Genomic DNA, 23,531 nt, shown 5'->3' with positions numbered 1-23,531 from the left:
GGACAATGGTCGCGTGCCCGACCAGCTGCCCGCCCAGCCCGCGCCGAAGAAGCGGCCGCGGCACCTGATGGACCCCAACAACCTGCAGCGGGAGACGATCCGCTCGCGGGACAACGGGCCGATGCACCTCGAGCCCGTGCAGAAGTGGGTGCTCTCGGCGCTGGCCTTCACCACGATCATCCACCTGTCGGTGGGCCTGGTGATCGGCGCGATGTTCATCTCCGAGGACCGGATGGACGCCCGGGTCGGCCTCAACGTGATCGCCGCGGCGTTCGGGGTCCTGGCCGTCGCCGCCGCCCGCGCGATCCACCAGAAGGCGCTCTTCTCCTGGTGGCTGCTGATCGGGATCGTGCCCGGCGTGGTCGGCCTCGTCCTCGTCCTGCGCTGAGGACGAGGCCGACCTCGCCATCGTGCTTCAGCAGGTCAGCTCAGCGTCAGCGCCGTGTCGTCGATGACGAAGCTGGTCTGCAGCGAGCTGTCCTCCGTGCCGGAGAAGCTGATCGAGACCGTCTGGCCCGCCAGCGACGACACGTTGAACGACTTCAGGACGTAGCCCGAGGCCTTGTTGAGGTTGGAGTACGTCGCCAGCGTGGTCGAGCCCGCCTTCACGGTGAGCTTGTCGTACGCCGTGCTGGTCGTCGTCTCCGCGCTGTCGATGTGCAGGTAGAACGACAGCGTCGCGGTGCAGCCGGACGGGATGGTGACCGACTGGCTCAGCGTGTCGGTGTGGGTCTGGCCGTAGCCGTCGAGCCACGCCTTGTAGCTGCCCGCGTGGGCGGCCTGGCCGCTGTCCGTCGTGATCACGCCGGAGGTCGCGGTCCAGCCCGTCGAGCCCGACTCGAAGCCCGGGTTGGTGAGCTTCTGGCCCGAGCAGCTGCCGCCACCGCCACTGCCGGAGATCGTCCACGTGAACGTGGCCGAGCCGGAGGCGTTGGTGGTGTCCTTGGCGGTCACCGTGGACGAGTAGGTGCCCGCCGTGGTCGGCGTACCGGAGACGAGACCGGTGGAGCTGTTGATCGACAGGCCGGCCGGCAGGCCGGTGGCCGAGTAGGTCAGCGTCTGGCCCGAGGCCGAGTCGCTGGCGCTGATCTGCAGGCTCTTCGCCGTCCCGACGGTGCCGGTCTGGCTGCCCGGGTTGGTGACGGTCACCGTGTTGGTGCCGCTGGTCGAGCACGTCGGGTCACCGCTCTGGGCCGGGACGCTGACGGCGTTCCACGCCGCCTTGACCGCGTTGAACTCCGTGCACGAGCCCGGGTAGAGGTTCTTGGCCGCGGTGAGCGTCCAGGTGCGGTACTTCAGGTACGACGAGGTCGACGTCTTCATCAGCATCGCGTTGTACATGATCGTGATGGCCTTCTGGATGCCCAGACCGGTCACCGAGCTGCTGTTGCAGGTCGGGCTGGTCGGCTGGCCGTCGGACGGGCTGGTGCCCTCCGCGAGCAGGTAGAACCAGTGGTTGCCGGGGCCGGCCGCCGCGTGCACCTCGTCGGTCGGGGTGGACGACGAGTAGCAGTTGTCGTCACCGGCGAGCGCGGGGTTGTACATGTAGCGGATCGGGCCGTTGCCGACCAGGTTGACCTCCTCGCCGACGGTGTAGTCGGGCGCGTCGGCGGGGTTGTTGGCGTACCACTCGGTCGCCGCGCCGAACGTGTCGGCGACGAACTCCTGGGTGCCGTTGCCCGAGATGCCGCCCGGGGTGTGGTCGTCGATGCCGTGGCCGAACTCGTGGGCGACGACGTCGATCGAGCCGATCCACTTGCCGCCGGTCTGGGTGTGGCCGATCTGGACCTGGGTGCCGTCGTAGTAGGCGTTGACGTCGTTGAGGCCGACGCGGATCGGGACCCAGCCGCCGGAGCCGTCCATGCCGTTGCGGCCGAGCCGGGCCGTCAGCATCTGGCGCTCCTTCTCCGCGCTGTAGAACGCGTCGACGCAGCCGGTCTCCCGGTTGGTGGCGTCGCCGTTGCCCCACACGTCGTCGGTGCCGGTGAAGGTCGCGTTGCCGCTGGCGTTCTGGCACTTCATCGTCGTGGCGTTGGAGTTGGTCATGGAGTACGACGTGCCCGAACCGGAGGTCGGGATCGTGACCGAGCCCTCCCAGGCGCCGGTGCCGGAGCCCTCGGCGACGTGCTCGACGGTCCTGAGGACCTTGCCGGTCGCCGCGTCGACGTAGACGGTGAGCCTCGACGCCGCACCGTTCTTCGTCCCGGCCACGGTGGTCTCCCACGCCAGGCTGGAGGTCCGCTGCTGCAGGACCACCAGGCGCGAGGCCCCGTCGTACGAGCCCTTGCTGAGCTGGCGGAGCGCCGTACGCCGCGCCGCGGACTTGGTGACCGAGGCCGACGTCGACGCCAGCGAGACCGCCTGGTCCTGCGCCACGCTGGTGCTCAGCAGCCGGCCGGCGGAGTCCGTCACGACGACGAAGTCACCGCCGACGACCGGGAGACCGCGGTAGGTGCGCTGGTAGGGCACGTACTGCAGCCCGTGCGACGACACGACGCCCGCACGGCGGAACGCGTCGTGCGACGAGGCGTGCAGGTAGGCCGGTGGCGACGCCACCAGCTTCCGCGCGGACTGCTTGGCCTGCTGCCGGGCCGAGGTGTGACCCTGGCTGCCCGTGGACTTCACTGCTGGGGCACTCTTCGTGCCCGAGTTGGCTCCTGCGGCATCGGCGCCCTGCGGCACCGAGACGATCGCCAACGCCGAGACGAGGGCTGCGGTGAAGCCCCCCGCGACGAGTCGTTTCACTGACACTCCTTGAGTACGGGCCCGTGGTGGGGCCCGGCGGATGAGAGATGGCTCGACGTCAGGAGTGACGTGGTGTGGTGTCGCCCGAGACACGAACCTGCCGAACCCTCACCCGCTGGCAGACATCCGGTCAACGACGAAGTCCTGCGCAAATGTGCACTGCGAGATGTTGAGGCACGGGACGGTTTCCGTCCGGCTGGGTCGGTGGCCGGACAGTTTCGGTCGCCTCATCCGCGTCGTACCTGACGAAACGGTCGTGGATCTGGCCGACGAGCGACCATTTCGTCAGGTACGACGGTGGTGCGGTGTGCCTCAGCCGACGGTCGTCGCGGCCTTGACGATGAGCGAGACGACGGCCTTGGGGTGCGACACCATCACGTCGTGCGCGGACCGGATCGCGCGGATGTGCGCGCCGGCGCGCTCGGCCATGAACCGCTGGCCACCGGGTGAGATCGCCTTGTCCTTCGTGGTCAGCAGGTCCCAGCTCGGGAGCGTCGCCCAGGCCGGCTCCCCCGACGGCTCGGTGTAGGCGAACGCGGACAGCGGCCTCTGGGTCGCCGCCATCGCGGCCGCCGTGGCCTTGTCCTGGTCACCCGCGAAGATCTTCCGGAAGAGGTCCGGCCGGATGTAGAGGTCGGCGTCCGACCCGCCGGGCGCGGCCGGGTTCGCGACCGGCCGGACCACCAGCGCGTCGGGGCTCAGCAGCGAGCCCGGGTAGGTCGCGGGGTCGTACGACGTCGCCACACTGGTGCCCTCGTCGGGGATGAAGGCCGCGAGGTAGACCAGGGCGACCACGTTGTCGGCGCCGCGCGCGGCGTTGGTGATCACGGCGCCGCCGTAGGAGTGGCCGACCAGGACGACGGGGCCGTCGATCGTCGCGAGGACCGAGCGGATGTAGTCGGCGTCGGCGGTGAGACCACGCAGCGGGTCGGCGGGCGCGATGACCGGGTAGCCGGCGGCCTCGAGGAGTCCGACCTCCTTGCTGAAGCCCGACGCGTCGGCGAACGCGCCGTGCACGAGGACGATGGTGGGCTTCGCGTGGGCGCGCTCGGCGGTCGCCGGCGCGGCGGCCACGGTGAGGGAGCCGAGCCCGAGGGACAGCGTCGCGACGAGAGCGGCGAGGGCGGCCGCGAGCCGGCTGGGCCGTCGTGACGGGGAGCTGAGGGAGGACATGACGTGGACCTTTCGTCTCGGTTGCTGGTGTGCTCGCGACGCTAGGAGCCGCCCCGTGCCAGGGCTTGAGTCGTTCGACTGCGGACGACCCCGCCGAGGACGCCGCTCCCCCGATTTTGGGGATCCTCGGTGCCTGCCGGAGGGGCTCACGGCACCTGGTGTTCACATGGGGCACCGCCTCGACGAGGAGGCGGGCTCGGGGGGAGTCATGGGGTCGAGTCGTCGTCGTCTCAGCCGTCGCACCGTTGCCGTCGCGCTGGCCGGAGCGCTGGGGGCGCTGGGCGTCACCCTGACCGCCCCGCCGGCGAGCGTCGGCCGCACCGACGGCGCCGAGGTCTTCGTGGTGCAGGCGCTGCCGGGGGCGTCGTACGACGTCTCGATCGACGGCAAGGACGTCGCGGACGGGCTCGCGACCGGGGTGGCCGGGCCGTACGCCGTGGACGCCGGTGGTCACGACCTGGTCTTCACGCCGACCGGCGACGGCGCACCGATCGCCACCTCGGTCCGGACCGGTGCGGGGTCCAGCACCGACGTGGTGCTTCACCAGCCCGCGGCCCGCGACGGCGATCCGGTCGTGGACACCTATGTCGCACCGATGAAGCCGATCGGGCCGGGCAAGGCGCGCGTGCTGCTCGCGCACACGGCGACGGTGCCCCCGGCCGACGTGCGGGTCGACGGCGAGGTCGTCTTCACCAACATCGCCAACGGCGAGTACGCCGAGGCCGACCTCCCGGCGGGCACCCACACGGTCGCGCTGCTGCCCACCGGCAGCCGGCACGACCCGATCCTCGGGCCGCTCGACGTCCGGCTCCCGGCCGGCACGATCACCCTGGTCTACGCCGTGGGTTCGCCGCGGGACGGCTCGATGGACGTCGTCTCCCACCGCGAGCGACTCGCCTCGGACGGCAGCGTCGCACCGTCACGGATCGAGACGGGCTCGGCCGGGCTCGCCGCGTTCGTCCGCGTCCGGACCTTCTCCGGCTGAGGCATCGACCATGCGGCCCGGCGTCCTCGGTGTGGCGGTGGCGGTCGCGGCGATCGTCGCGGCGGCCGGCGCGGTGCTGACGGTCGTCCTCGTCGCCCGGAATGACCCGCCCGCACCCGCGGGTGCGGACGCGGCCGACGGGTCGGGACCGGCGACCCCGACCGTCACCGTGCCCGCCGGCCGAGCGGAGCGGGCCGGCATCGTCGCCGCCGAGGCACCGACCGCCGTCCGACTGCCCAGTGGGAGGAGCGTGCCGGTGGTGGCGGTCGGGAGTCGGCACAACGGCGTCCTCGACGTCCCCGCCGACGTGCGCTCCGCCGGCTGGTGGAGCGGCGGATCGCGTCTCGGCGACCCCTTCGGCTCGACCCTCATCGCCGGCCACGTGGACTCCGTCGACCAGGGGCTCGGCGCCTACGCGGAGCTCCTGAGCGTCCGGCCGCGGCAACGCGTCGTCCTGTCCTCGCCCCACCTCCGGCAGACCTTCTCCATCGTGTCGCTCGACCTCGTCGCGAAGCGCGACACCGCCGACGTCCGACGGCTCAGCGCCGCGAGCGGCGGGAGGCGGCTGACCCTGGTGACCTGTGCGCCGCCGTACGACGCGGGGCGCGGTGGCTACCAGCGGCTGGCAGTCGTGACGGCCCGTCCCCTCGCCGCGGCCACGCGGAGAGCACCATGAGGCAGGAGGCGCTCATCCTCGTCGGGTCGGTCGCGCTGCTCTCGACCATCTATCTGTGGGCCGACCGGGCCACGGTGGATGTCGGCGACCTGCACCGCGCCCCGGGCGACCCCGCGAGCGAGCGGGTGGCCGTCTTGCGGGACGCACCGCCGGTGCCGAGGAACGGGAGCTACGTCCGCAGCGGGATCGACGCCGACGGGACGATCCACGTGACGCAGTGGATCCGGAGCCGCCGCGGGATCCACGGCTTGACCATCGCGCTCCCGATCGCGTCGTCGGGCACCTCCCCCGCCGCGAGCGACCTCCGGCTCGTCGACGGGACGGGCGGCGACCAGCGGCCCGTCGGCCCCGTCGGCTCGAGCCCGGCGGTCGTCTCCTTCCTCGTGCCCGTCCACGTGGTCCGGCTGAGCTACGTCCTGACCGGGACCGTCACCGTCTCCCCCTCCGCCCCCGGTCGCGCGCTCGCCGACCCCGTCTCGCTCGAGGTGGACCCGAGCACCGGGGCGCGGGGACCGCGGACCGTCGAGGTGACCGGCACGCACGTCCTCAACCTCGCGTGCGGCTCCGAGGCCGGCACGGAGCTCGAGCCGTGCGGGCGACCCGGTTCCGATGGCTGGTCGACCACGCTCCGCGCGACGGAGCACGACCGGGTGGTCGCTCAGCTGGACTTCGGCCCATGAGCACGGCCGCCCTCAAGTTCGGAGGTACTAGGACCGATGTCCAACTGGACCAGTGCCCGCTCGGGTGATGAGGTCAAGGTGGATGGAGTGCAGGACTGGGGAAGCTGGCCCGTAGGGCCAAGCGGGGATCGTTCGGGGGGACGATGAATCGCTCGATACGAGCAAGGGTGGCCGTCGTGGACCGGCACGGCCTCTTCGTGGAGTGCCTGGGCATCGTGCTCAGGACGCGGCACTACGACTACCGCGAGGTGCCACTCGCGCCCGCGACGAGCCGCGACGAGGTCAGCGGTCAGCTGCTCGACCTCCGACCGGACCTCGCCCTGGTCAACGCCGACCTCGGCCCGAGCTGCAGCGGGGTCGCGGTCGTCGAGGACGTGTCGCGGGCGGGGATCCCGGTGGTCGCGGTCTTCGAGACGGAGGACGAGCCGCGGTGGGGCCACTTCCTCGCGTCGGGAGCGCGGATGGTCGTGCCGAAGACGGCGTCGCTCTCGACGATGGTCTCGGTGGTCCGGAACATGACGGAGGGGCGCTGCGTCCTCGACCAGGAGGAGCGCGACCGGCTGATCCGGCTGAGCGCCCGCCAGGCCGCCGAGCTCGTGGAGGCGCAGCGCCGGCTCACCCGCCTGACCCGGCACGAGGCGGAGGTGCTGCGGCACATGATGCGTGGCCGCACCGTGCGCGAGATCGCGACGACCCGGCTCGTCACCGAGGACACGGTGCGCACCCAGGTCAAGTCGATCCTGAGCAAGCTGGAGGTCCACTCCCAGGTCAGCGCCGTCGCGATGGCCTGGTCGGTCGGCTGGAAGGCGATGCGGTAGCCCGAGCCCGACCCACGGCGTCACGTCAGTCGCGGCGCCTCGGCGGCTCGGCGTGCACGACCGACGGCTCCACGCGCAGGGCGCGCGCGACCGAGTCCGGGAGCTTCCAGTTCCAGGAGCCGAAGAGCGAGACCAGCGACGGCACCAGGACCGAGCGGATCACGGTGGCGTCGAGGAGGATGCCGATGCCCAGGCCGGTCGCCAGGACCTTGATGTCGGTGCCGGGCCCGGAAGCCAGCGCCGCAAAGGCCAGGAAGAGGATCAGCGCCGCGCTGCTCACCAGCCGACCGGTGCGGCCGATGCCGCGGATCACGGCCTCGTCGGTGGACGCGCCGGCGTCGTACTCCTCGCGGATCCGGCTGAGGATGAAGACCTCGTAGTCCATCGACAGCCCGTAGAGGAACGCGAAGACCATGATCGGGATCCAGAAGGTCACCGCGCCGGTCGCGGCGATGCCGAAGACGGCGTTGGACCCGTAGCCCTCCTGCCAGAAGAGCACCATCGTCCCGAAGACCGCCATCAGCGAGGCCAGGTTGAGCACGACCGCCTTCAGCGGCAGCAGCAGCGACCGGAAGGCGCGCACCAGCAGGACGAAGGTCAGCAGGCAGATCAGGCCGAGCATCAGGGGCAGGTTGCCGTAGACGGCGTGCAGGAAGTCGACCTGGTCGGCGCCCAGGCCGGCCACGCCGATCACGCCGTCGGTGTGGTCGGCGACGTCCTGGACGTCCCGGACCACCGCCACGCTCTGCGAGTTGACGGTCTCCTCGTGCGGCACCAGCACGACGACCTTCTGACCGTCGACCTCCGCGCCGTCGCCCGTCGGCACGAGCGCCGCGTCGATGCCGTCGACCTCGCCCAGCGTCTGCGCGACGGAGTCGGCCTGGTCGGCGTCGGTCAGCACCTCGATCGGCGTCAGCACGCCGGTGGGGACGCCGCCGGAGCGGAGCACCTGGAAGGCGTCGTACGCCGGGCCGTTCTTGGCCAGCGAGTCGGAGTCGGCGGCGCCGATCTTGATGCCGGCGAAGGCGGCGGCGAGGAGGGCGAGCACCGCGAGGGCGGATCCGGCCGCCACCCAACGGTGCCGGACGACCAGGGTCGCCCACCTGGTCCAGCCGCGGCTCGACTCCTGCTCGTGGCGGATCTTCGGCCAGTCCACCCTCGGACCGATGCCGCCCAGGATCGCGGGGGTCAGCGTCAGCGTCACCAACACGCTCGCGAGCGGGATGAGGGCGCCGCCGTACCCGATGCTCCGGAGGAAGGGCACCGGCAGGACGACGAGCGCGAGCAGGCCGATCGCGACGGTGATGCCGCTGAAGAGCACGGCGTGGCCGGCCGTCTCCATGGCGGTCACGACCGCCTCGTGGTTGCTCCGGCCACGGTCCCGCTCCTCGCGCCAGCGGGTCACGAAGAGCAGGGAGTAGTCGATCGCGACACCGAGTCCGACCAGCGCGATCAGGAACTCGACGATGAAGGAGACGTCGGTGAAGAGCGTGATCGGGAGCAGCAGCAGGAAGGTCGTCAGGATCGAGACCGCTGCGACGAGCAGCGGCAGGAAGGCGAGCAGGGAGGCGAAGACGAAGAGCAGCACGGCCAGTGCGCCCAGCCCGCCCAGCAGGGTCTCGACGAGCACGCTGTTGCCACCCGACTCGTCGCCGACCGCCAGCGCGTCCATGCCGGTCACCCCGACGGTCGCGCCGTCCGGAGCCTGGGCGGTCACCGCCTTCGAGACGACGTCGGTGGGCAGCACGCTCGAGAAGCTGTCCGGGAAGGGGTAGAAGACCATCGCGTACGCCGTGCGGTCGTCGTCGGTCCGGAAGGCGTCGTCGCCGGTGTTGGCCTCGTCGACCACCCGCAGCGGGACATCGGCCTTGGTCACCGAGGCGAACGCGTCACCGATCGCCTGCTCGTTGCCGGTGACGGTCTGCCCCTCCGGCATCGTCACGGTCACCAGCAGCGGCACCGTGCTGCCGCCGTTGCCGTAGGCCTGGACGATCTTCGCGGCCGTCTCGGTGCCGGGCTGACCGGGCAGCGAGAAGTCGACCGTGAGGCGGTTGTTGACGGTGCTGGTCACCGACATGCCGACGACGGTGATCAGCAGCCAGCCGACCATGACCAGCCTGCGGTGCCGCAGCACCCACTCGCCCAGAGCTCGCACTCCTGGAGACTAGCGGGGTCAGAGCCTCTCGATGATGGTCACGTTGGCCTGGCCGCCGCCCTCGCACATGGTCTGCAAGCCGTAGCGGCCACCGGTCCGCTCGAGCTCGGCGAGCATCGTGGTCATCAGCCGGACGCCGGTGGCGCCGATCGGGTGACCGAGGGCGATGCCGCCGCCGTTGACGTTGACCTTCTCGTTCGGGGCGCCGGTCTCCTTCATCCACGCCAGGACGACGGAGGCGAAGGCCTCGTTGCACTCGAAGAGGTCGATGTCGTCGACCGACAGCCCCGTCTTCTCCAGCGCGTGCCTGGTCGCACGGATCGGGCCGGTGAGCATCCAGACCGGGTCGTCGCCGCGGACCGAGAGGTGGTGGATGCGGGCGCGCGGCTTCAGACCGTGCGTCTGGACGGCGGCCTCCGAGGCGATCAGCATCGCGGCGGAGGCGTCGCAGATCTGTGAGGAGACGGCGGCGGTGATCCGGCCGCCGGGAGCCAGCGGCTCGAGGCCGGCCATCTTCTCCATCGAGGTCTCGCGCGGGCACTGGTCGGTGTCGAAGACGGACCCGTCGGGCAGGGTGACCGGCTCGATCTCGTCCTTGAAGCGGCCCTCCGCGATCGCGGTCCGCGCGCGGTCGTGCGAGGCGAGCGCGAAGGCCTCCATCTCCTCGCGGGAGATGTCCCACTTCGCCGCGATCATCTCGGCGGAGTTGAACTGGCTGACCTCCTGGTCGCCGTAGCGCGCCTGCCAGCCGGGCGACTCGGCGAAGGGCGTCGAGAAGCCGTACTGCTGGCCGACCAGCATCGCCGCGGAGATCGGGATCGCGCTCATGTTCTGCACGCCGCCGGCCACGACCAGGTCCTGGGTCCCGGACATGACGCCCTGGGCCGCGAAGTGCACCGCCTGCTGGGACGAACCGCACTGGCGGTCGATCGTCACGCCCGGCACGTGGTCGGGCAGCCCGGCGACCAGCCACGCCGTCCGCGCGACGTCGCCGGCCTGGGAGCCGATGGTGTCGCAGCAGCCGAGGATGACGTCGTCCACGGCGCCCGGGTCGACGCCGGTACGCCGCACCAGCGCGGCCAGCGTGTGCGCGCCGAGGTCGGCGGAGTGGACGCCGGCCAGCGCTCCCCCGCGCTTGCCGACCGGGGTGCGGACGGCGTCGACGATATAGGCCTCGGGCATGGCGTGCTCCTTTGCTCCCCGGGTTTCGAGGCTCGGCGCTGGCGCGCCTCGCACCTCAACCAGCGGGGGTGGCGATTCCTTCGAACAGGATGGACAGGTACTGGCGCGCGATCTCGGTGTGGGTGCGGCGGCCGCCGGGGCGGTACCAGGACACGGCCACCCAGACGGTGTCGCGGATGAAGCGGTAGGTGAGCTCGAGGTCGAGGTCGGCGCGCAGGACGCCGGCGTCGATGCCGTTCTGGAGCAGCGTCAGCCACACCTCGCGGGACTGCTGGTTGCGGTCGGCGAGGTAGGAGAAGCGGTCGAAGGTGAGCAGGTAGGCCGCGTCGTTCTGGAAGATCGCCACCTCGTCGCGGTGCTTGTCGATCGCCTCGAACGACACCAGCACCGCCTGCTCCAGCTTGGCGGCCGGGTCGAGGCCGCCGGCGAGGATCTCGTCGTACTGCCCGAAGAGCTCCTCCTGGAAGGTCCGGAGGATCTCGTCGACCATCGACTCCTTGGAGTCGAAGTGGTGGTAGAGGCTGCCCGAGAGGATGCCGGCGGCGTCCGCGATGTCGCGGACGGTGGTGTTCTTGAAGCCCTTCTCGGCGAAGAGGCCCGCGGCGATGGCGAGCAGCTCGCTGCGACGGGAGTTGGTGGGCTCGGTGGCCGGCGCGGTCATGGGACCAATCCTCTATGCCTGCTGGCTGCTCACGGCGACGACCTCGCCGGTCATGTACGACGCGTAGTCGCTCGCGAGGAAGACCATCACGTTGGCGACCTCCCACGGCTCGGCCGCGCGCCCGAAGGCCTCGCGCTGCTTGAGCTCGGCGAGCAGGTCGTCGGAGGTGACCTTGGCCAGGAAGGGGTGCATCGCCAGGCTCGGCGAGACCGCGTTGACGCGGATCGTGTACGGCGCGAGGTCGATCGCGGCGCAGCGGGTCAACGCCATCACGCCCGCCTTCGCGGCGGCGTAGTGGGCCTGGCCCTCCTGCGCGCGCCACCCGATCACCGAGGCGTTGTTGACGATCACGCCCTTGCGGCCGGCGGCCGACATCCGTGCCCCGGCGGCCCGGATGCAGCGCATCGTCCCGGTCAGCGTGATGTCGAGGACCTTCGACCACTGCTCGTCGGTCATCTCCAGGATCGACGCGGTGCCGCCGAGGCCGGCGTTGTTGATCATCACGTCGACGCCGCCCACCTCGTCGGCGAGGTCGAGCAGCGCCTGGACCTGCGCCTCGTCGGTGACGTCGCAGACCATCTGGCGGACCCGGTCGGCGCCGAACTCCTCGCCCAGCGCCGCCTCCGCCTCCGCGAGCCGGCGCTCGTGGGTGTCGCTGAAGACCACGGCCTTCGCGCCCTCCTCGAGCGCACGGCGTACGACGGCGGCGCCGATGCCCGCGCCGGCGGCCGCGGTCACCACGACCACCTTGCCGGCGAGCAGGTCGTGGCCCGGGACGTAGTCGGGGGCGGGCTGCTCCGGTCGCTGGGTCGTCATCCGCGTGCCTCTCGGGGTAGGCCGAGCACCCGCTCGGCGAGGATGTTGCGCTGCACCTCGTCGCTGCCGCCGTAGATCGTGTCGGCACGGGCGAAGAGGAAGAGCCGCTGCCAGCGCGACAGCTCGTAGCCGCTGTCGGAGGCGGTGGTGAGCCCGGCGGCGCCGAGCACGTCCATGGCGACCTCGCCGAGCTTCTTGTGCCAGGTCGCCCAGACCAGCTTGAAGACCGACGGCCCAGCGACCCCGGAATGCGACTCAGTGTCGGTCGAGAGGCCGCGCATCGCCTGGCGACGCATCACCTCGAGCTCGACCTTGAGCGCGGCGAGTCGGTCGCGGACCAGCGGGTCGTCGATCGTGCCGTTGTCCTTCGCCAGCTCGACGACGCCGTCGAGCTCGCGGGAGAAGCCGACGACCTGGGCGAGGACCGAGACGCCGCGCTCGAAGCCGAGCAGCGCCATCGCGACCTTCCAGCCCTGGCCGACCTCGCCGACGACGAGGTCGGCGTCGGTGCGGGCGCCGGTGAAGAAGACCTCGTTGAACTCCGAGCCACCGGTGAGCTGCTCGATCGGGCGGATGTCGATGCCGTCCTGGTCGAGCGGCACCAGCAGGAAGGAGAGGCCCTGGTGTCGCTGGGAGCCCGGCTCGGTGCGGCAGACGACGAACGCCCACGAGCTGAAGTGGGCGTTGGAGGTCCACACCTTCTGGCCGTCGACCACCCACTGCCCACTCTCGGCGGTGCCGTCGAGGCGCGCCTTGGTCTGCACGTTGGCGAGGTCGGAGCCGGCGTTCGGCTCGGAGTAGCCCTGCGCCCACAGCTCCTCGACGGCGACGATCCGCGGCAGGAAGCGCGCCTTCTGCTCGTCGGTCCCGAAGGCCATCAGCGTCGGACCGAGCAGCTCCTCGCCGAGGTGGTTGACCCGGACCGGCGCGTCGGCCTTGGCGTACTCCTCGTGGAAGATCACCTGCTGGGTCAGGCTCAGCCCGCGGCCGCCGTGCTCGGTCGGCCAGCCGACGCAGGTCCATCCGTGCTCGGCGAGGAGACGGTTCCAGGCGACCCGCTCGTCGTGCGCCTCGTGGTCCCGCCCGGCGCCGCCGAGGCCGCGCAGCGCGGCCCACTCGCCGGTCAGGTGCTCGGCCAGCCAGTCGCGCACCTCGGCGCGGAACGCCTGGTCCTCGGCGGAGTAGGTCAGGTCCACGGGTGCTACCCTACCAAGCACTTGCTTGGTTGCGAGAAGGAGGCGATGTGAGGAGCACGATCCCGGCCGCGCTCGGCGACGCGGCGGACCGCTTCGGCGAGCACCCGGCGTACGTCGAGGGCGACGAGACCGTCTCCTACCTCGAGCTGCTGCGCCGGGTCCGCCGCGCCGCGCGCGGGTACGTCGCCGCCGGGCTGCGGCCGGGCGACCGGGTCGTCGTCTGGGCGCCCAACAGCATCAGCTGGGTGGTGGCCGCGCTCGCGACGTCGTACGCCGGCGGCACGCTGGTGCCGGCCAACTCCCGCTACACCGGCCACGAGGTCGCCGAGATCGTCGACCGCACCTCGGCGCGGATCGTGGTGGTCGAGGACGGCTTCCTCGGTCGCACCCAGATCGCGGACCTGCGTGCCTCGAGCGACCTCGCGTCGGTGGCCCTGGTCCTGGACCTGAAGGACCTGGCCGACCTCGACATGGGATCCGTGACGGTGGCGGACGTCGACCTCCTGGCCGAGTCGGTCTCCCCCGACGACGTCGCCGACATCCTCTTCACCTCCGGCACCACCGGGAAGCCCAAGGGCGCGATGTCCGCGCACCGCCAGACGATCGGGGTCGCCCGGGCATGGGGCGAGCTCGGCGGGGTCACCGGTCAGGACCGCTACCTCGTCGTCAACCCGTTCTTCCACTCCTTCGGCTACAAGGTCGGCATCGTCACCGGGCTGCTGACCGGGGCCACGCTCTACCCGGTCGCGACCTTCGACCTCGAGGCGACGATGTCGCTCATCGAGACCGAGCGGATCTCGGTGCTGCCCGGCGCGCCGACCATCTTCACCTCGCTGCTCAACGCTCCCGGCCGCGCCGACCACGACCTCTCGTCGCTGCGGCTGGCGGTGACCGGCGCGGCCGTCGTACCCGTGGTGCTGATCGAGCGGATGCGCGACGACCTGGAGATCGACCAGGTCGTCACGGCCTTCGGGATGACCGAGGCGGTCGTGGTCACCATGTGCCGCGAGGGCGACTCGGCCGAGACCGTTGCGACCACCTGCGGCCGCGCTGTTCCCGGCATGGAGATCGCGATCGCCGACACCCAGTCGGATTCGGGGGCGGGCGAGCTGCTGGTCCGCGGCGACTTCGTGATGCTCGGCTACCTCGACGACCCGGCCGCCACCGCGGAGGCGATCGACGACGAGGGCTGGCTGCACACGGGTGACATCGGCGTGCTCGACGACGCGGGCAACCTCTCGATCACCGACCGGCTCAAGGACATGTACATCTCCGGCGGCTTCAACGTCTATCCCGCCGAGGTCGAGCAGGCCCTCGCCCGGATGGACGGCGTCGCCGACGTGGCCGTCGTCGGCGTCCCCGACGAGCGGATGGGCGAGGTCGGCAAGGCGTACGTCGTCGGCTCGGCGTCGCCCGACGACGTGATCGCCTTCGCCAAGGAGCGGCTCGCCAACTTCAAGGTGCCGCGGTACGTCGAGGTGATCGACGGCCTCCCCCGCAACCTGTCCGGCAAGGTGCTGAAGAACGCCCTTCGAGGCTCGCAGGCTCGCACCTCAGGAACCGAGGAGTCCTAGGAATGGATCTCGAGCTGAGTGACTCCGAGCTGGCCTTCCAGGCCGAGGCCCGGGAGTGGCTGGCGGCCAACGTGCCGGCCGAGCCGCTGCCGTCCATGGACACCGCGGAGGGCTTCGTCGCCCACCAGGAGTGGGAGCAGAGGCTCGCCGACGCTCGGTACGCCGTCGTGTCCTGGCCCGAGGAGTACCACGGCCGCGGCGCCTCGCTGGTCGAGTGGGTGATCTTCGAGGAGGAGTACTACCGCGCCGGCGCCCCCGGCCGGGTCTCCCAGAACGGCATCTTCCTGCTGTCCCCGATCATCTTCGACCACGGGACGAAGGAGCAGCAGGACCGCTACCTGCCCTCGATGGCGACCGGCGAGAAGATCTGGGCGCAGTGCTGGTCCGAGCCGGAGGCCGGCTCCGACCTCGCCTCGCTCCGGTCCACCGCACGTCGAGACGACGAGCGCGGCGGCTGGGTGCTCAACGGCCAGAAGACCTGGTCATCGCGGGCAGCCCTGGCCCACATGGGCTTCGGGCTCTTCCGCTCCGACCCGGAGGCAGCGCGCCACCACGGCCTGACCTACTTCCTCTTCCCGCTCGACGCCGACGGCATCACCGTGCGCCCGATCGCCCAGCTCGACGGCGAGGCCGGCTTCGCCGAGATCTTCTTCGAGGACGTCTTCGTCCCCGACTCCGATGTGCTCGGAGAGCCCGGTGACGGCTGGCGGGTCGCGATGTCGACGGCCGGCAACGAGCGCGGCCTTTCGCTGCGCTCCCCCGGCCGCTTCTGCGCGGCCGCCGACCGCCTCGTCGGGCTGTACGGCGAGCGCCCCGACCCGACGTTCGCGGGCGGCGTGGTCGACGCCTGGATCAAGGCGCAGGCCTACCGGCTCTACACGTGGGGCACGGTCACCCGGCTCGCGGCCGGCGGCGACATGGGCGCCGCGGGCTCGGTCAACAAGGTCTTCTGGTCCGAGCTCGACGTCGCGCTGCACGAGACCGCGCTCGACCTGCTCGGCCCCGAGGCCGAGGTCGAGTCGCGCTGGTTGGACGGCTACACGTTCTCGCTCTCCGGGCCGATCTACGCCGGCACCAACGAGATCCAGCGCAACATCGTGGCCGAGCGGATCCTCGGTCTCCCGCGCGAGCCCAAGGGGGCCAAGTGAGGTTCGAGCTCGACGGCGACGAGAAGGACTTCGCCTCCGCCCTGGACTCCCTCCTGGTCAACGCCGACACGGTGGCCGTGGCTCGCGCCTGGGCCGAGGGCGACCACGAGCCGGGCCTGAAGCTCTGGGGTCGCCTCGCCGAGATGGGCGTCACCTCGCTCGCGGACGAGCCGGTCTTCCTGGCGCTGGCGTTCGAGCGGCTCGGCTTCCACGCCGTGCCCGGGCCGTACGTCGAGTCCATCGCCTACCTGGCCCGTGACGAGGGCATCGCCACCGTCGCCGTCCCGCCGCACGTCCCCTACGCGCTCGACGCCGACGTCACCGACGTCCCCCACGGACCGATGCGTGTGTCGGTGGACCGGACCCGGCGACTGTTCGAGGTCGAGGCACCGGACCCGATCGACGAGGCCGCCTTCGACCGTGCGGTGCTCGCCGTCTCAGCCCAGCTGCTCGGCGCGGGCGAGCGCGTGCTCGCCGACTCGGTGACCTATGTGAAGCAGCGCAAGCAGTTCGGGCGCGAGATCGGCTCCTACCAGGCGATCAAGCACGCGCTGGCCGACGTCCGCATCGCGCTCGACTTCGCCCGGCCCCTCGTCTACGGCGCCGCGCTCGGCGAGGTCCCGGTGTCGGCGGCCAAGGTCGCGACCGGCGACGCGGCGTACCTCGCCTCGCGCACCGGCCTCCAGGTGCACGGTGCGATCGGCTACACCCAGGAGTTCGACCTGAGCGTCTGGATCACCAAGATCCGCGCACTCCTCACCGCGTGGGGCACGCCGGCCTTCCACCGGCAGCGGGTGCTGGAGGGGCTGGTCTGATGGAGTTCGCCCTCACCGAGGAGCAGGAGGAGCTGGCCTCGATGGTCCGCTCGCTGCTCGACAAGCGTGGCGATGCCCGTGTCACGACGTACGACGAGGCGCTCTGGCAGACGATGTGCGAGCAGATCGGCCTGCCGGCGCTGGGGATCCCCGAGGAGCACGACGGCGCCGGCTTCACGCTCTTCGAGGCGCTGGTCGCGCTCGAGGAGGTCGGCCGGTCGATCGTCCCCTCTCCCCTGCTCTCCTCACTGGTCACCTCCGAGGCGCTGCTGGCCGGCGCGGACGACGACGCGCGGGCGCGCCTGCTGCCGCGCCTCGCGGCCGGCGAGGTGGGGGCGTTCGTCGACGGCGACGCCCCGGTCCTCGACGGCGACCTCGCGACGATCGTGATCGCCGCGGCCGACGACGACGGCCTCTACGAGGTCGAGGGCGCCGAGGTCACCTGGACCCCGTCCATGGACCAGACGATCCGCCTGGCCACCGTCGAGGGCGGCACGCGTACGCGCATCGGCGACGGGCCGTCCGCCCGCGACCGTGCCCGCCTGGTCGGCGCCGCCGGCTGCGCGGCGCTCGCCTCGGGCCTCGCTGCACGTGCCCTCGACATGACGGTGTCCTACAGCAAGGAGCGGGTGCAGTTCGGGCGCCCGATCGGCTCCTTCCAGGCCCTCAAGCACCGGATGGCCGACATGCTCGTGCTCAGTGAGATGTGCCGCTCCGCGTCCTGGGCGGCGTCGTACGCCGTCGCGACCCACGCCGACGACGCCGAGCAGCTCACCCACGTCGCGAAGGCCTACTGCGCCGACGCCGTCGCCCGGCTCGCGGCGGAGACCGTGCAGCTGCACGGCGGCATCGCGATCACCTGGGAGCACGACGCCCACCTCGTCTTCAAGCGCGCCCACGCGCTGGGCCAGCTCTTCGGCAGCGCGACCGAGCACCGGGCGGCCGTGACACTCTGAGCGCATGACCCGGGACACCCAGGACGCCCAGGATGCCGCCGACATCGACGCCGTCGTCGCCACCTTCTTCGACGCCTTCACCTCCGGGGCCGAGGCCGAGGTCGACGCCCGCCTCAGCGCGCTCCGCGACGCCCTGCACCCCGACGCGGTCGTCGTCTCGGCGCGGGGCGGTCCCGTGGCGTACGACGTGGACGGCTTCATCGAGCCCCGCCGGAAGCTCCTCACGAGCGGGCGCCTGACCGACTTCCGGGAGTGGGAGGTCGAGGGGACGACCCAGGTGTGGGGCGACATCGCCCAGCGCTGGTGCTCCTACGCCAAGGAGTGGGTCGAGGCCGGCGCCCCGGTCACCGGCCGGGGCCAGAAGTCGCTGCAGCTCGTGCGCACCGGCGCCGGCTGGCGGATCAGCGCCGTGGCCTGGGACGACGAGGCATGAGCACCGAGCTGCCCCGGCCCGTCCGGGTCTTCACGCCGGCCGACCTCGCCGCCGCCGACCCGACGTCCGGGATGCTTCGCGAGCGCGCCTTCGAGCTGCCGCTGCTGTGGGCCGGACAGGTCGTCACCGAGCCCGGCGCCGTCTCCGGGTGGCACCACCACGACCGCAACGAGTCGAGCCTGTACGTCGTGCGCGGCGTGCTCCGCCTGGAGTTCGAAGGTCACGAGGGCTGGATCGACGCGGGCCCGGGCGACTTCGTGCACGTGCCGTCGTGGACGGTGCACCGCGAGTCCAACCCGAGCGGTGAGCCGTCGCTCGCCGTCATCGCGCGGGTCGGCGGCGGGGTGCCGACCGTCAACGTGGACCCGCCCGACGGACGTTGACGTTCTGTGGATGGATCGTCACCGAGCCGTTGACCGGTTGTCACCCGGGTCCCCCTAGGTTCGGACCATGACGACCATCGCGCTCGACCACGCGGACACCGACGTGCAGCACGACCGTCGCGACGAGACCACGCCGTCGCTCACCTCGGTCGCGAACCCGCGTCGCACGACCTGGACCGGCTACGCCAAGAACGCCACGGACCGGCTGCCGTCGGTCTGACCAGCGCCCCCTCCACAACCGCTAGGTTGCGGAGGTGCGCGTACTGATCCTGGGCGCCGGCTTCGGCGGGCTCGAGCTCGCCGCCCGGCTCGCCGACGAGGCCGGCGACCTGGTCGAGGTGACCCTGGTCGACCGGTCCGAGGGCTTCGTCTTCGGCTTCTCCAAGCTCGACGTGATGTTCGGGCGCAGCAGCGCCGACCACGTCCTCCACCGGTACGCCGACCTGGCACCGGCCGGCGTGCGCTTCGTCGCCGCCACCGTGACCGCGATCGATCCGGTCGCCCGCCGCGTCGAGACCGACGCCGGCACCTTCCAGACCGACGTGCTCGTGGTCGCGCTCGGTGCGGACCTGCACCCGGACGCGACGCCCGGCCTGGTCGAGCACGGGCACGAGTTCTACACCGTCGCCGGCGCGTTCGCGCTGCGCGACGTGCTCGACTCCTTCGACGGCGGCCGCGTCGTCGTCGCCGTGACGTCCACGCCGTTCAAGTGCCCGCCCGCGCCGAGCGAGACCGCGCTGCTGGTCCACGACCACCTCCGCGAGCGCGGGCTGCTGGAGCGGTCCTCGGTCTCCCTGGTGATGCCGCTCGGCGTGCCGATCCCGCCGTCGCCGGAGGCGTCCGCCGCGCTGCTCGCCGAGTTCGAGCGCCGCGGCATCGCGTGGCATCCCGGCACCCTGGTGCGCTCGGTCGAGGCCGGCCGCGCCGTGCTCTCCGAGGGCGACCCGCTGCCCTTCGACCTGCTGCTGGCGGTGCCCGTGCACCGTGCCCCGGCCGTCGTGGTCGAGTCCGGGCTGGCCGAGGACGGCTGGATCCCGGTCGACCCGCAGACCCTGCGCACCCGCTTCGACGACGTCTACGCCGTCGGCGACGTCACCAGCGTCGGCACCCCCAAGGCCGGTGTCTTCGCCGAGGGCCAGGCCGGCGTCGTGGCCGACCAGCTGGTCGCGCGGGCCCGGGGCGAGGCCAGCGGGTCGACGTACGACGGACGCGGCATCTGCTACCTGGAGTTCGGCCAGCACCAGGTCGCCAAGGTCGACGTCACCTTCGTCAGCGGGCAGGCGCCGCACGGCACCCTGCAGGGTCCGTCCACCGAGCTGTCCCGCGACAAGACGGCCTTCGGGGCCGAGCGGGTGCGGCGCTGGTTCGGGCGGGACTGGACCCCGACCCCTTAGCGCGGCCAGGGCACCACCGCCGGCACGCGGGCCGCGTAGGCGTCGTACGCCGGCCCGAACGTCCGGCGCAGGTCGCGCTCCTCGAAGCGCACCCCGATCGCGATGTAGCCGGTGGCCGCCGCCGCGAAGAGCAGGTGCGAGGCGCCGAGGTGCGGCGTCGCCCAGAAGGCCAGCAGCAGCCCGGTCATCAGCGGATGCCGCACGACGGCGTACATGCCACCGACCTCCAGCTCCCCCGCCGGGCCCGGCTGGCGCAGACCGGTGAGCTCGAGGTGGTCGACGGCGTACGTCGCCGCGACGGCCAGGATCCAGCCGGCCCCGCAGAGCGCCCACAGCACGACCGCGGCCACCCCGCCGACGCGCCACACGTCGCCGCCGAAGGGCTGCCAGAGCAGGAGCAGCAGCGCGAGGCAGACGTCGGTCGCCAGCACGAAGACGGTGCGTTCGAGCGACGCCGGGATCCAACGGCCGAGCGCCGCCTTCACCGACGCTCGCGCCATCAGGGAGTGCTGCAGCGCGAAGAGCAGCAGCAGGGCGAGATCGGTGGTCACCGCCACGGCGGTGGACGTGCGGTGCGGCCCGTCGACGGTGCGCGGCACGACGACGTCGGCGAGGAAGAGCACCGCCCACACCATGACGGCGTTGAAGCCGAGCCAGCCGAGGACACGCAGGGATCTGGTCATCCCCCGATGCTCCGGCGTACGGCGGGGCCGGCGCAGCCGTGGAACTACCGCACCTGCGCGGTCCACCAGGCGGCGACCTGGGCGCGGGACCGGAAGTCGAGGCGCAGCCGGATCCGCTCCACGTGCGACTCCGCCGACCGCTCGGTGATGCCGAGCCGCTCGGCGATCTCGCGGTTGGTCAATCCCTCGGCGACCAGCGCGGCCACCTCGGACTGGCGCGGGGTCAGCCCGGTCGGGACGTCGCGGCGCAGCGGGGGCAGGCCGAGGAAGCGGCGGACCTCCGCGACGACCGCGTCCGCGTCGCCCAGCGCCGGCAGGTGGGAGCGGCCCTCGAGCTCCACCAGGCGGGCGCCGGGGATGCCGGAGGCCAGCGCCCGTCCCTGGGCGATCGGCGCCGCTCGGTCCTCGCGGCGGTGGAGCACCAGCGTGGGCGCCGCGACGCGCGGGAGTGCTGCGGTGACGTCGAGGTCGTACGCCAACTGGAGCAGCGCGACCGCGGTCTCGGCGGAGGAGGCGGCGCGCTGGTAGGCCGCCTGTGCGCGCCGAGTGCCCGGGTCGGCGTCGGGCGCGAAGAGCTCGGTGAGCAGGTCCGACCCGAAGCCCCAGTGGGTGGCGAGCAGGCCGAGCACGTGCCGGCGGCTGTCGGCGTCACCGATCGACGATCCGGTCGCCCAGCCGCCGTAGAGCACGAGCCGCTCGACGGTCGAGGGGTGGTCGGCGGCCCACTGCGCGGCCACGGCCGCCCCGAGCGACCAGCCGAGGAGGTCGAAGGAGTCGAGGCCGAGGTCGTCGGTCACCGCGCGGAGGGTGGCGAGCTCGAGGCCCATCGTGCGCGGCCCGTCGTACGGACCGGAGAGGCCGCAGCCCGGCCGGTCGAAGCGGACCAGCGTGCGGCCCGAGGAGAGCGCCTCGTGGAACATCCGCTCGGCCGGGATCGACCAGCCGAGCTCGAGGTGGCTCAGCCAGCCCGGCACCACGACGAGCGGCGGACCTGAGCCGCTGAGGGCGTAGGCGACGGAGGTGCCGTCCTCGAGGTGCGCGCTGCCCCAGCGCTGCCGTGTCGCCACGGCCCCAGTCAACCGCAGGACTGCGAGGATGGGCGGGTGCGTCGTGCCGTGGCTCCCCTCCTCGCGGTGACGGTCGCGATGGTCCTCGCGGACTCGGCGGTCGTGACGCTCGCCCTGCCGGACATCCTGCGGCACCTCGACACCACCGTCACCGGCGTGGCCTGGGTGCTCATCTCCTTCAACCTGGTGCTCGCGCTCGTCGCCGTCCCCACCGCCCTGGGCTTCTCCCGGGCCCGGCCGCAGCTGCTGAGCGCGGTCGGCATCGCGGTCTTCGCCGCGTCGTCGGCGCTCTGCGCGGTGGCGCCGTCGATCGGGGTGCTGATCGGCGCCCGCTGCGTCCAGGCGGTCGGCGGCGCGCTGGCCCTGGTCGGCTGCCTGGAGCTGCTCGTGGCGCTGTACGGCGAGCGCCGCGGACTGGCCACCTGGGTGACCGCCGGCGTCATCGGCACCGCCACCGGCCCGGTCGCGGGCGGCCTGCTCACCGAGGCCATCTCCTGGCAGGCGATCTTCGTCGTCCAGGTCCCGGTCGCCGTGCTGGCGGTGCCGGCCGCCCTCGCCGTGCCCGACGTACCCCTGCCGCCACCGGACCGGCACCGTCCGGCGCTGCGGCCCAACCTCACGCTCGCGCTGCTCTCGGCGGCCCTGACCGCCGCGCTCTTCCTGCTGGTGCTGCTGCTCGTCGACGGCTGGCAGCGCTCGCCCGCCACCGCGGCGATCACGGTGTCGGTGGTGCCGCTCGCGGCGCTGGCCGCCCGGCCGATCGCCCGGCTCTTCCGGCCGCCGCACGCCGTCGAGGTCGCGGTCGGGTGCTTCCTGGTCGCCGGCGGTCTCGTCGGACTGGCGCTGCTGCCCTCCGCACACCTGGCCTGGACCGTCGCGCCCCAGGCGCTCGTGGGCCTCGGCCTCGGGCTGACCGTCGACCAGCTCACCTCGCAGGCCATGCACCTGCGACTCCCACGGGTCGAGCACGCGGGCTGGACCATCGGCGCCCGGCACCTCGGCGTCGTCGTGGGGCTGGCCATCCTGACTCCCGTCTTCACCGCCGACCTGCAGGACGCCCAGGTGCCGGCTCAGGAGGCGATCACCGCGCTGGTGCTCGACGCTCCGCTGCCGGCGCAGGACAAGGTCGAGCTCGCGCGCTCCCTCGGCGACGCGCTGGTCGACCAGCAGGGGCAGGTGCCGGACCTGCACGACGCCTTCGCCGCGACGACGTTCGCGCCCGACGACCAGGCGGCCGCGGACCAGCTGGAGGCCGACCTCGGTGAGCAGCTCGAACGGGCAGCCACCCGGGCCTTCCGCGACTCCTTCCTCGTCGGGGCCGGCCTGGCGGTCCTCGCGCTGCTCACCGTGGTCGCACCGCCGTGGCGGAGGCGACCGTGAACCCCCGCCTCCTCGGCCTCCCCGCCCTCGCCGCCGCCCTCGTCGGGGTCGTGCTCGTCATCCAGGTCGCGTACGGCGGCGGCACGTTCGAGCCCCTCGCGACGGCCGATCCGTGCGCACCGCGCGCGGTGACGTCGCAGTCCGACGGCATCGACGCCCTCACCGAGGAGCTCGTCCTGCGCGCCCTCGACGACGCCGCCTGCAGCCTGGGCACCAGTCGCGAGGCCTTCACGCTCGAGCTCGCCCAGCCGAGCACCCGGACCGACGCGGAGGTCGAGGCACTGCGTCAGGGCCTGCTCGACGCGGTCGCCGAGATGAAGGCCGACGGGACCCTGCCACCGGCCTCGGACCTGGTCGACGACGCCCTGGACCAGGCTGACCTCAACCCGATCGTCGAGTCGCTGATCCGCGCCGTACCCGACTCGGTGATCGACGCCGCGCTGCAGACCGACGACGTGCTGACCCGAGCGATCGAGGACCTCGACATGGAGGCCCTGATGGCCAACCTCTCCGATCCCGACGAGCTCAACGCCCAGGTCGAGGCCGCGGTCACCCAGGCCGTCCGGGACTCGCTCGTGGCGCGACTCCGGTCGCTCGTCTGATCCTGCGAT

Annotated in this window: 24 protein-coding genes; 15 read left to right on the top strand and 9 right to left on the bottom strand. The window is 72.3% G+C overall.

Annotated features, from left to right (window positions below; translation table 11 throughout):
• The first annotated feature begins 13 nt into the window (after nucleotides 1-13).
• Nucleotides 14-388 (top strand): hypothetical protein, encoded by a 375-nt coding sequence (locus tag K8U61_RS11965; protein WP_224123252.1) that lies wholly within the window; start codon nucleotides 14-16, stop codon nucleotides 386-388.
• A 35-nt stretch (nucleotides 389-423) separates the two neighbouring features.
• On the opposite strand, the gene K8U61_RS11960 is transcribed toward K8U61_RS11965, so the two are convergent.
• Together K8U61_RS11960 and K8U61_RS11955 are read right to left on the bottom strand one after the other, a co-directional pair.
• Nucleotides 424-2,745: a M4 family metallopeptidase gene (locus tag K8U61_RS11960; protein ID WP_224123251.1), complete on the bottom strand. Its 2,322-nt coding sequence runs from the start codon at nucleotides 2,743-2,745 to the stop codon at nucleotides 424-426.
• 312 nt (nucleotides 2,746-3,057) lie between these two features.
• The gene (locus K8U61_RS11955; RefSeq protein WP_224123250.1) at nucleotides 3,058-3,918 is read right to left on the bottom strand and encodes an alpha/beta hydrolase; all 861 of its coding nucleotides are present in this window, start codon (nucleotides 3,916-3,918) and stop codon (nucleotides 3,058-3,060) included.
• Between the two features lie 208 nt (nucleotides 3,919-4,126).
• Here K8U61_RS11955 and K8U61_RS11950 point away from each other — a divergent pair, with 208 nt between their 5' ends.
• The 4 genes from K8U61_RS11950 (at nucleotide 4,127) to K8U61_RS25465 (ending at nucleotide 7,077) form a co-directional block, all read left to right on the top strand.
• On the top strand, nucleotides 4,127-4,903 hold the full coding sequence (locus K8U61_RS11950; RefSeq protein ID WP_224123249.1) for a DUF4397 domain-containing protein: 777 nt from the start codon (nucleotides 4,127-4,129) through the stop codon (nucleotides 4,901-4,903).
• A 10-nt stretch (nucleotides 4,904-4,913) separates the two neighbouring features.
• Complete coding sequence (locus tag K8U61_RS11945) at nucleotides 4,914-5,579, top strand: class F sortase (protein WP_224123248.1); 666 nt, start codon at nucleotides 4,914-4,916, stop codon at nucleotides 5,577-5,579.
• Nucleotides 5,576-6,259 carry a hypothetical protein gene (locus K8U61_RS11940; protein WP_224123247.1) on the top strand — a complete coding sequence of 228 codons (684 nt, stop codon included), beginning with the start codon at nucleotides 5,576-5,578 and terminating at the stop codon, nucleotides 6,257-6,259. Before K8U61_RS11945 ends, K8U61_RS11940 begins: the two co-directional genes overlap by 4 nt.
• Before the next feature lie 176 nt (nucleotides 6,260-6,435).
• Nucleotides 6,436-7,077, top strand: coding sequence for a helix-turn-helix transcriptional regulator (locus tag K8U61_RS25465; RefSeq protein WP_224123246.1), 642 nt, complete (start codon nucleotides 6,436-6,438; stop codon nucleotides 7,075-7,077).
• 25 nt (nucleotides 7,078-7,102) lie between these two features.
• Here K8U61_RS25465 and K8U61_RS11930 read toward each other — a convergent pair whose 3' ends face one another.
• From K8U61_RS11930 to K8U61_RS11910, 5 genes are read right to left on the bottom strand one after another with little or no spacing between them, the layout of a single operon-like run.
• Nucleotides 7,103-9,232 (bottom strand): MMPL family transporter, encoded by a 2,130-nt coding sequence (locus K8U61_RS11930; RefSeq protein WP_224123245.1) that lies wholly within the window; start codon nucleotides 9,230-9,232, stop codon nucleotides 7,103-7,105.
• Nucleotides 9,233-9,250: 18 nt separating this feature from the next.
• Nucleotides 9,251-10,414 (bottom strand): acetyl-CoA C-acetyltransferase, encoded by a 1,164-nt coding sequence (locus tag K8U61_RS11925; protein WP_224123244.1) that lies wholly within the window; start codon nucleotides 10,412-10,414, stop codon nucleotides 9,251-9,253.
• Nucleotides 10,415-10,469: 55 nt separating this feature from the next.
• On the bottom strand, nucleotides 10,470-11,075 hold the full coding sequence (locus tag K8U61_RS11920; RefSeq protein ID WP_224123243.1) for a TetR/AcrR family transcriptional regulator: 606 nt from the start codon (nucleotides 11,073-11,075) through the stop codon (nucleotides 10,470-10,472).
• 12 nt (nucleotides 11,076-11,087) lie between these two features.
• Nucleotides 11,088-11,891 carry an SDR family oxidoreductase gene (locus K8U61_RS11915; RefSeq protein ID WP_224123242.1) on the bottom strand — a complete coding sequence of 268 codons (804 nt, stop codon included), beginning with the start codon at nucleotides 11,889-11,891 and terminating at the stop codon, nucleotides 11,088-11,090.
• Nucleotides 11,888-13,087: an acyl-CoA dehydrogenase family protein gene (locus tag K8U61_RS11910; protein ID WP_224123241.1), complete on the bottom strand. Its 1,200-nt coding sequence runs from the start codon at nucleotides 13,085-13,087 to the stop codon at nucleotides 11,888-11,890. Before K8U61_RS11910 ends, K8U61_RS11915 begins: the two co-directional genes overlap by 4 nt.
• 47 nt (nucleotides 13,088-13,134) lie before the next feature.
• On the opposite strand from K8U61_RS11910, the gene K8U61_RS11905 reads away from it, so the two are divergent.
• The 8 genes from K8U61_RS11905 to K8U61_RS11870 all read left to right on the top strand — a co-directional run bounded on the left by K8U61_RS11905 (nucleotide 13,135) and on the right by K8U61_RS11870 (nucleotide 19,790).
• The gene (locus tag K8U61_RS11905; protein WP_224123240.1) at nucleotides 13,135-14,661 is read left to right on the top strand and encodes a FadD3 family acyl-CoA ligase; all 1,527 of its coding nucleotides are present in this window, start codon (nucleotides 13,135-13,137) and stop codon (nucleotides 14,659-14,661) included.
• 2 nt (nucleotides 14,662-14,663) lie between these two features.
• Entirely contained in the window at nucleotides 14,664-15,809 is a 1,146-nt protein-coding gene (locus K8U61_RS11900; RefSeq protein ID WP_224123239.1) for an acyl-CoA dehydrogenase family protein, read from the top strand.
• On the top strand, nucleotides 15,806-16,624 hold the full coding sequence (locus K8U61_RS11895; RefSeq protein WP_224123238.1) for an acyl-CoA dehydrogenase family protein: 819 nt from the start codon (nucleotides 15,806-15,808) through the stop codon (nucleotides 16,622-16,624). Before K8U61_RS11900 ends, K8U61_RS11895 begins: the two co-directional genes overlap by 4 nt.
• Complete coding sequence (locus tag K8U61_RS11890; protein ID WP_224123237.1) at nucleotides 16,624-17,580, top strand: acyl-CoA dehydrogenase family protein; 957 nt, start codon at nucleotides 16,624-16,626, stop codon at nucleotides 17,578-17,580. Before K8U61_RS11895 ends, K8U61_RS11890 begins: the two co-directional genes overlap by 1 nt.
• A gap of 4 nt (nucleotides 17,581-17,584) precedes the next feature.
• On the top strand, nucleotides 17,585-18,013 hold the full coding sequence (locus K8U61_RS11885) for a DUF4440 domain-containing protein (protein WP_224123236.1): 429 nt from the start codon (nucleotides 17,585-17,587) through the stop codon (nucleotides 18,011-18,013).
• A complete protein-coding gene (locus K8U61_RS11880) occupies nucleotides 18,010-18,396 on the top strand; it encodes a cupin domain-containing protein (RefSeq protein WP_224123235.1) in 387 nt (128 codons plus the stop codon). Before K8U61_RS11885 ends, K8U61_RS11880 begins: the two co-directional genes overlap by 4 nt.
• Before the next feature lie 67 nt (nucleotides 18,397-18,463).
• Nucleotides 18,464-18,616, top strand: a complete 153-nt coding sequence (locus tag K8U61_RS11875) for a hypothetical protein (protein ID WP_224123234.1) — start codon at nucleotides 18,464-18,466, stop codon at nucleotides 18,614-18,616.
• 34 nt (nucleotides 18,617-18,650) lie between these two features.
• Entirely contained in the window at nucleotides 18,651-19,790 is a 1,140-nt protein-coding gene (locus tag K8U61_RS11870) for an NAD(P)/FAD-dependent oxidoreductase (RefSeq protein ID WP_224123233.1), read from the top strand.
• Here the strand turns inward: K8U61_RS11870 and K8U61_RS11865 are convergent.
• Both K8U61_RS11865 and K8U61_RS11860 read right to left on the bottom strand, forming a co-directional pair.
• Nucleotides 19,787-20,473, bottom strand: coding sequence for a methyltransferase family protein (locus K8U61_RS11865; RefSeq protein WP_224123232.1), 687 nt, complete (start codon nucleotides 20,471-20,473; stop codon nucleotides 19,787-19,789). The genes K8U61_RS11870 and K8U61_RS11865 overlap by 4 nt on opposite strands.
• A 44-nt stretch (nucleotides 20,474-20,517) precedes the next feature.
• The gene (locus K8U61_RS11860) at nucleotides 20,518-21,540 is read right to left on the bottom strand and encodes an alpha/beta fold hydrolase (RefSeq protein WP_224123231.1); all 1,023 of its coding nucleotides are present in this window, start codon (nucleotides 21,538-21,540) and stop codon (nucleotides 20,518-20,520) included.
• Nucleotides 21,541-21,576: 36 nt separating this feature from the next.
• Here K8U61_RS11860 and K8U61_RS11855 point away from each other — a divergent pair, with 36 nt between their 5' ends.
• Both K8U61_RS11855 and K8U61_RS11850 read left to right on the top strand, forming a co-directional pair.
• Complete coding sequence (locus tag K8U61_RS11855) at nucleotides 21,577-22,920, top strand: MFS transporter (RefSeq protein ID WP_224123230.1); 1,344 nt, start codon at nucleotides 21,577-21,579, stop codon at nucleotides 22,918-22,920.
• On the top strand, nucleotides 22,917-23,522 hold the full coding sequence (locus K8U61_RS11850) for a hypothetical protein (protein ID WP_224123229.1): 606 nt from the start codon (nucleotides 22,917-22,919) through the stop codon (nucleotides 23,520-23,522). The genes K8U61_RS11855 and K8U61_RS11850 overlap by 4 nt, the downstream gene beginning before the upstream one ends.
• Nucleotides 23,523-23,531: the final 9 nt, after the last annotated feature.

It is taken from the genome of Nocardioides mangrovi, assembly GCF_020073815.1.
Lineage (GTDB): Bacteria > Actinomycetota > Actinomycetes > Propionibacteriales > Nocardioidaceae > Nocardioides > Nocardioides mangrovi.
The sequence above is the reverse complement of the archived record's forward strand: the minus strand, read 5'-3'. Positions and strand labels throughout refer to the sequence as shown.

Excerpts from the sequence above, each read along its gene's own strand:
- K8U61_RS11940 (WP_224123247.1), top strand. The coding sequence starts at position 5,576 with ATGAGGCAGGAGGCGCTCATCCTCGTCGGGTCGGTCGCGCTGCTCTCG.
- K8U61_RS11915 (WP_224123242.1), bottom strand. The coding sequence starts at position 11,891 with ATGACGACCCAGCGACCGGAGCAGCCCGCCCCCGACTACGTCCCGGGC.
- K8U61_RS11865 (WP_224123232.1), bottom strand. The coding sequence starts at position 20,473 with ATGACCAGATCCCTGCGTGTCCTCGGCTGGCTCGGCTTCAACGCCGTC.
- K8U61_RS11945 (WP_224123248.1), top strand. The coding sequence starts at position 4,914 with ATGCGGCCCGGCGTCCTCGGTGTGGCGGTGGCGGTCGCGGCGATCGTC.
- K8U61_RS11885 (WP_224123236.1), top strand. The coding sequence starts at position 17,585 with ATGACCCGGGACACCCAGGACGCCCAGGATGCCGCCGACATCGACGCC.
- K8U61_RS11900 (WP_224123239.1), top strand. The coding sequence starts at position 14,664 with ATGGATCTCGAGCTGAGTGACTCCGAGCTGGCCTTCCAGGCCGAGGCC.
- K8U61_RS11875 (WP_224123234.1), top strand. The coding sequence starts at position 18,464 with ATGACGACCATCGCGCTCGACCACGCGGACACCGACGTGCAGCACGAC.
- K8U61_RS11920 (WP_224123243.1), bottom strand. The coding sequence starts at position 11,075 with ATGACCGCGCCGGCCACCGAGCCCACCAACTCCCGTCGCAGCGAGCTG.
- K8U61_RS11925 (WP_224123244.1), bottom strand. The coding sequence starts at position 10,414 with ATGCCCGAGGCCTATATCGTCGACGCCGTCCGCACCCCGGTCGGCAAG.
- K8U61_RS11880 (WP_224123235.1), top strand. The coding sequence starts at position 18,010 with ATGAGCACCGAGCTGCCCCGGCCCGTCCGGGTCTTCACGCCGGCCGAC.
- K8U61_RS11950 (WP_224123249.1), top strand. The coding sequence starts at position 4,127 with ATGGGGTCGAGTCGTCGTCGTCTCAGCCGTCGCACCGTTGCCGTCGCG.
- K8U61_RS11955 (WP_224123250.1), bottom strand. The coding sequence starts at position 3,918 with ATGTCCTCCCTCAGCTCCCCGTCACGACGGCCCAGCCGGCTCGCGGCC.
- K8U61_RS11890 (WP_224123237.1), top strand. The coding sequence starts at position 16,624 with ATGGAGTTCGCCCTCACCGAGGAGCAGGAGGAGCTGGCCTCGATGGTC.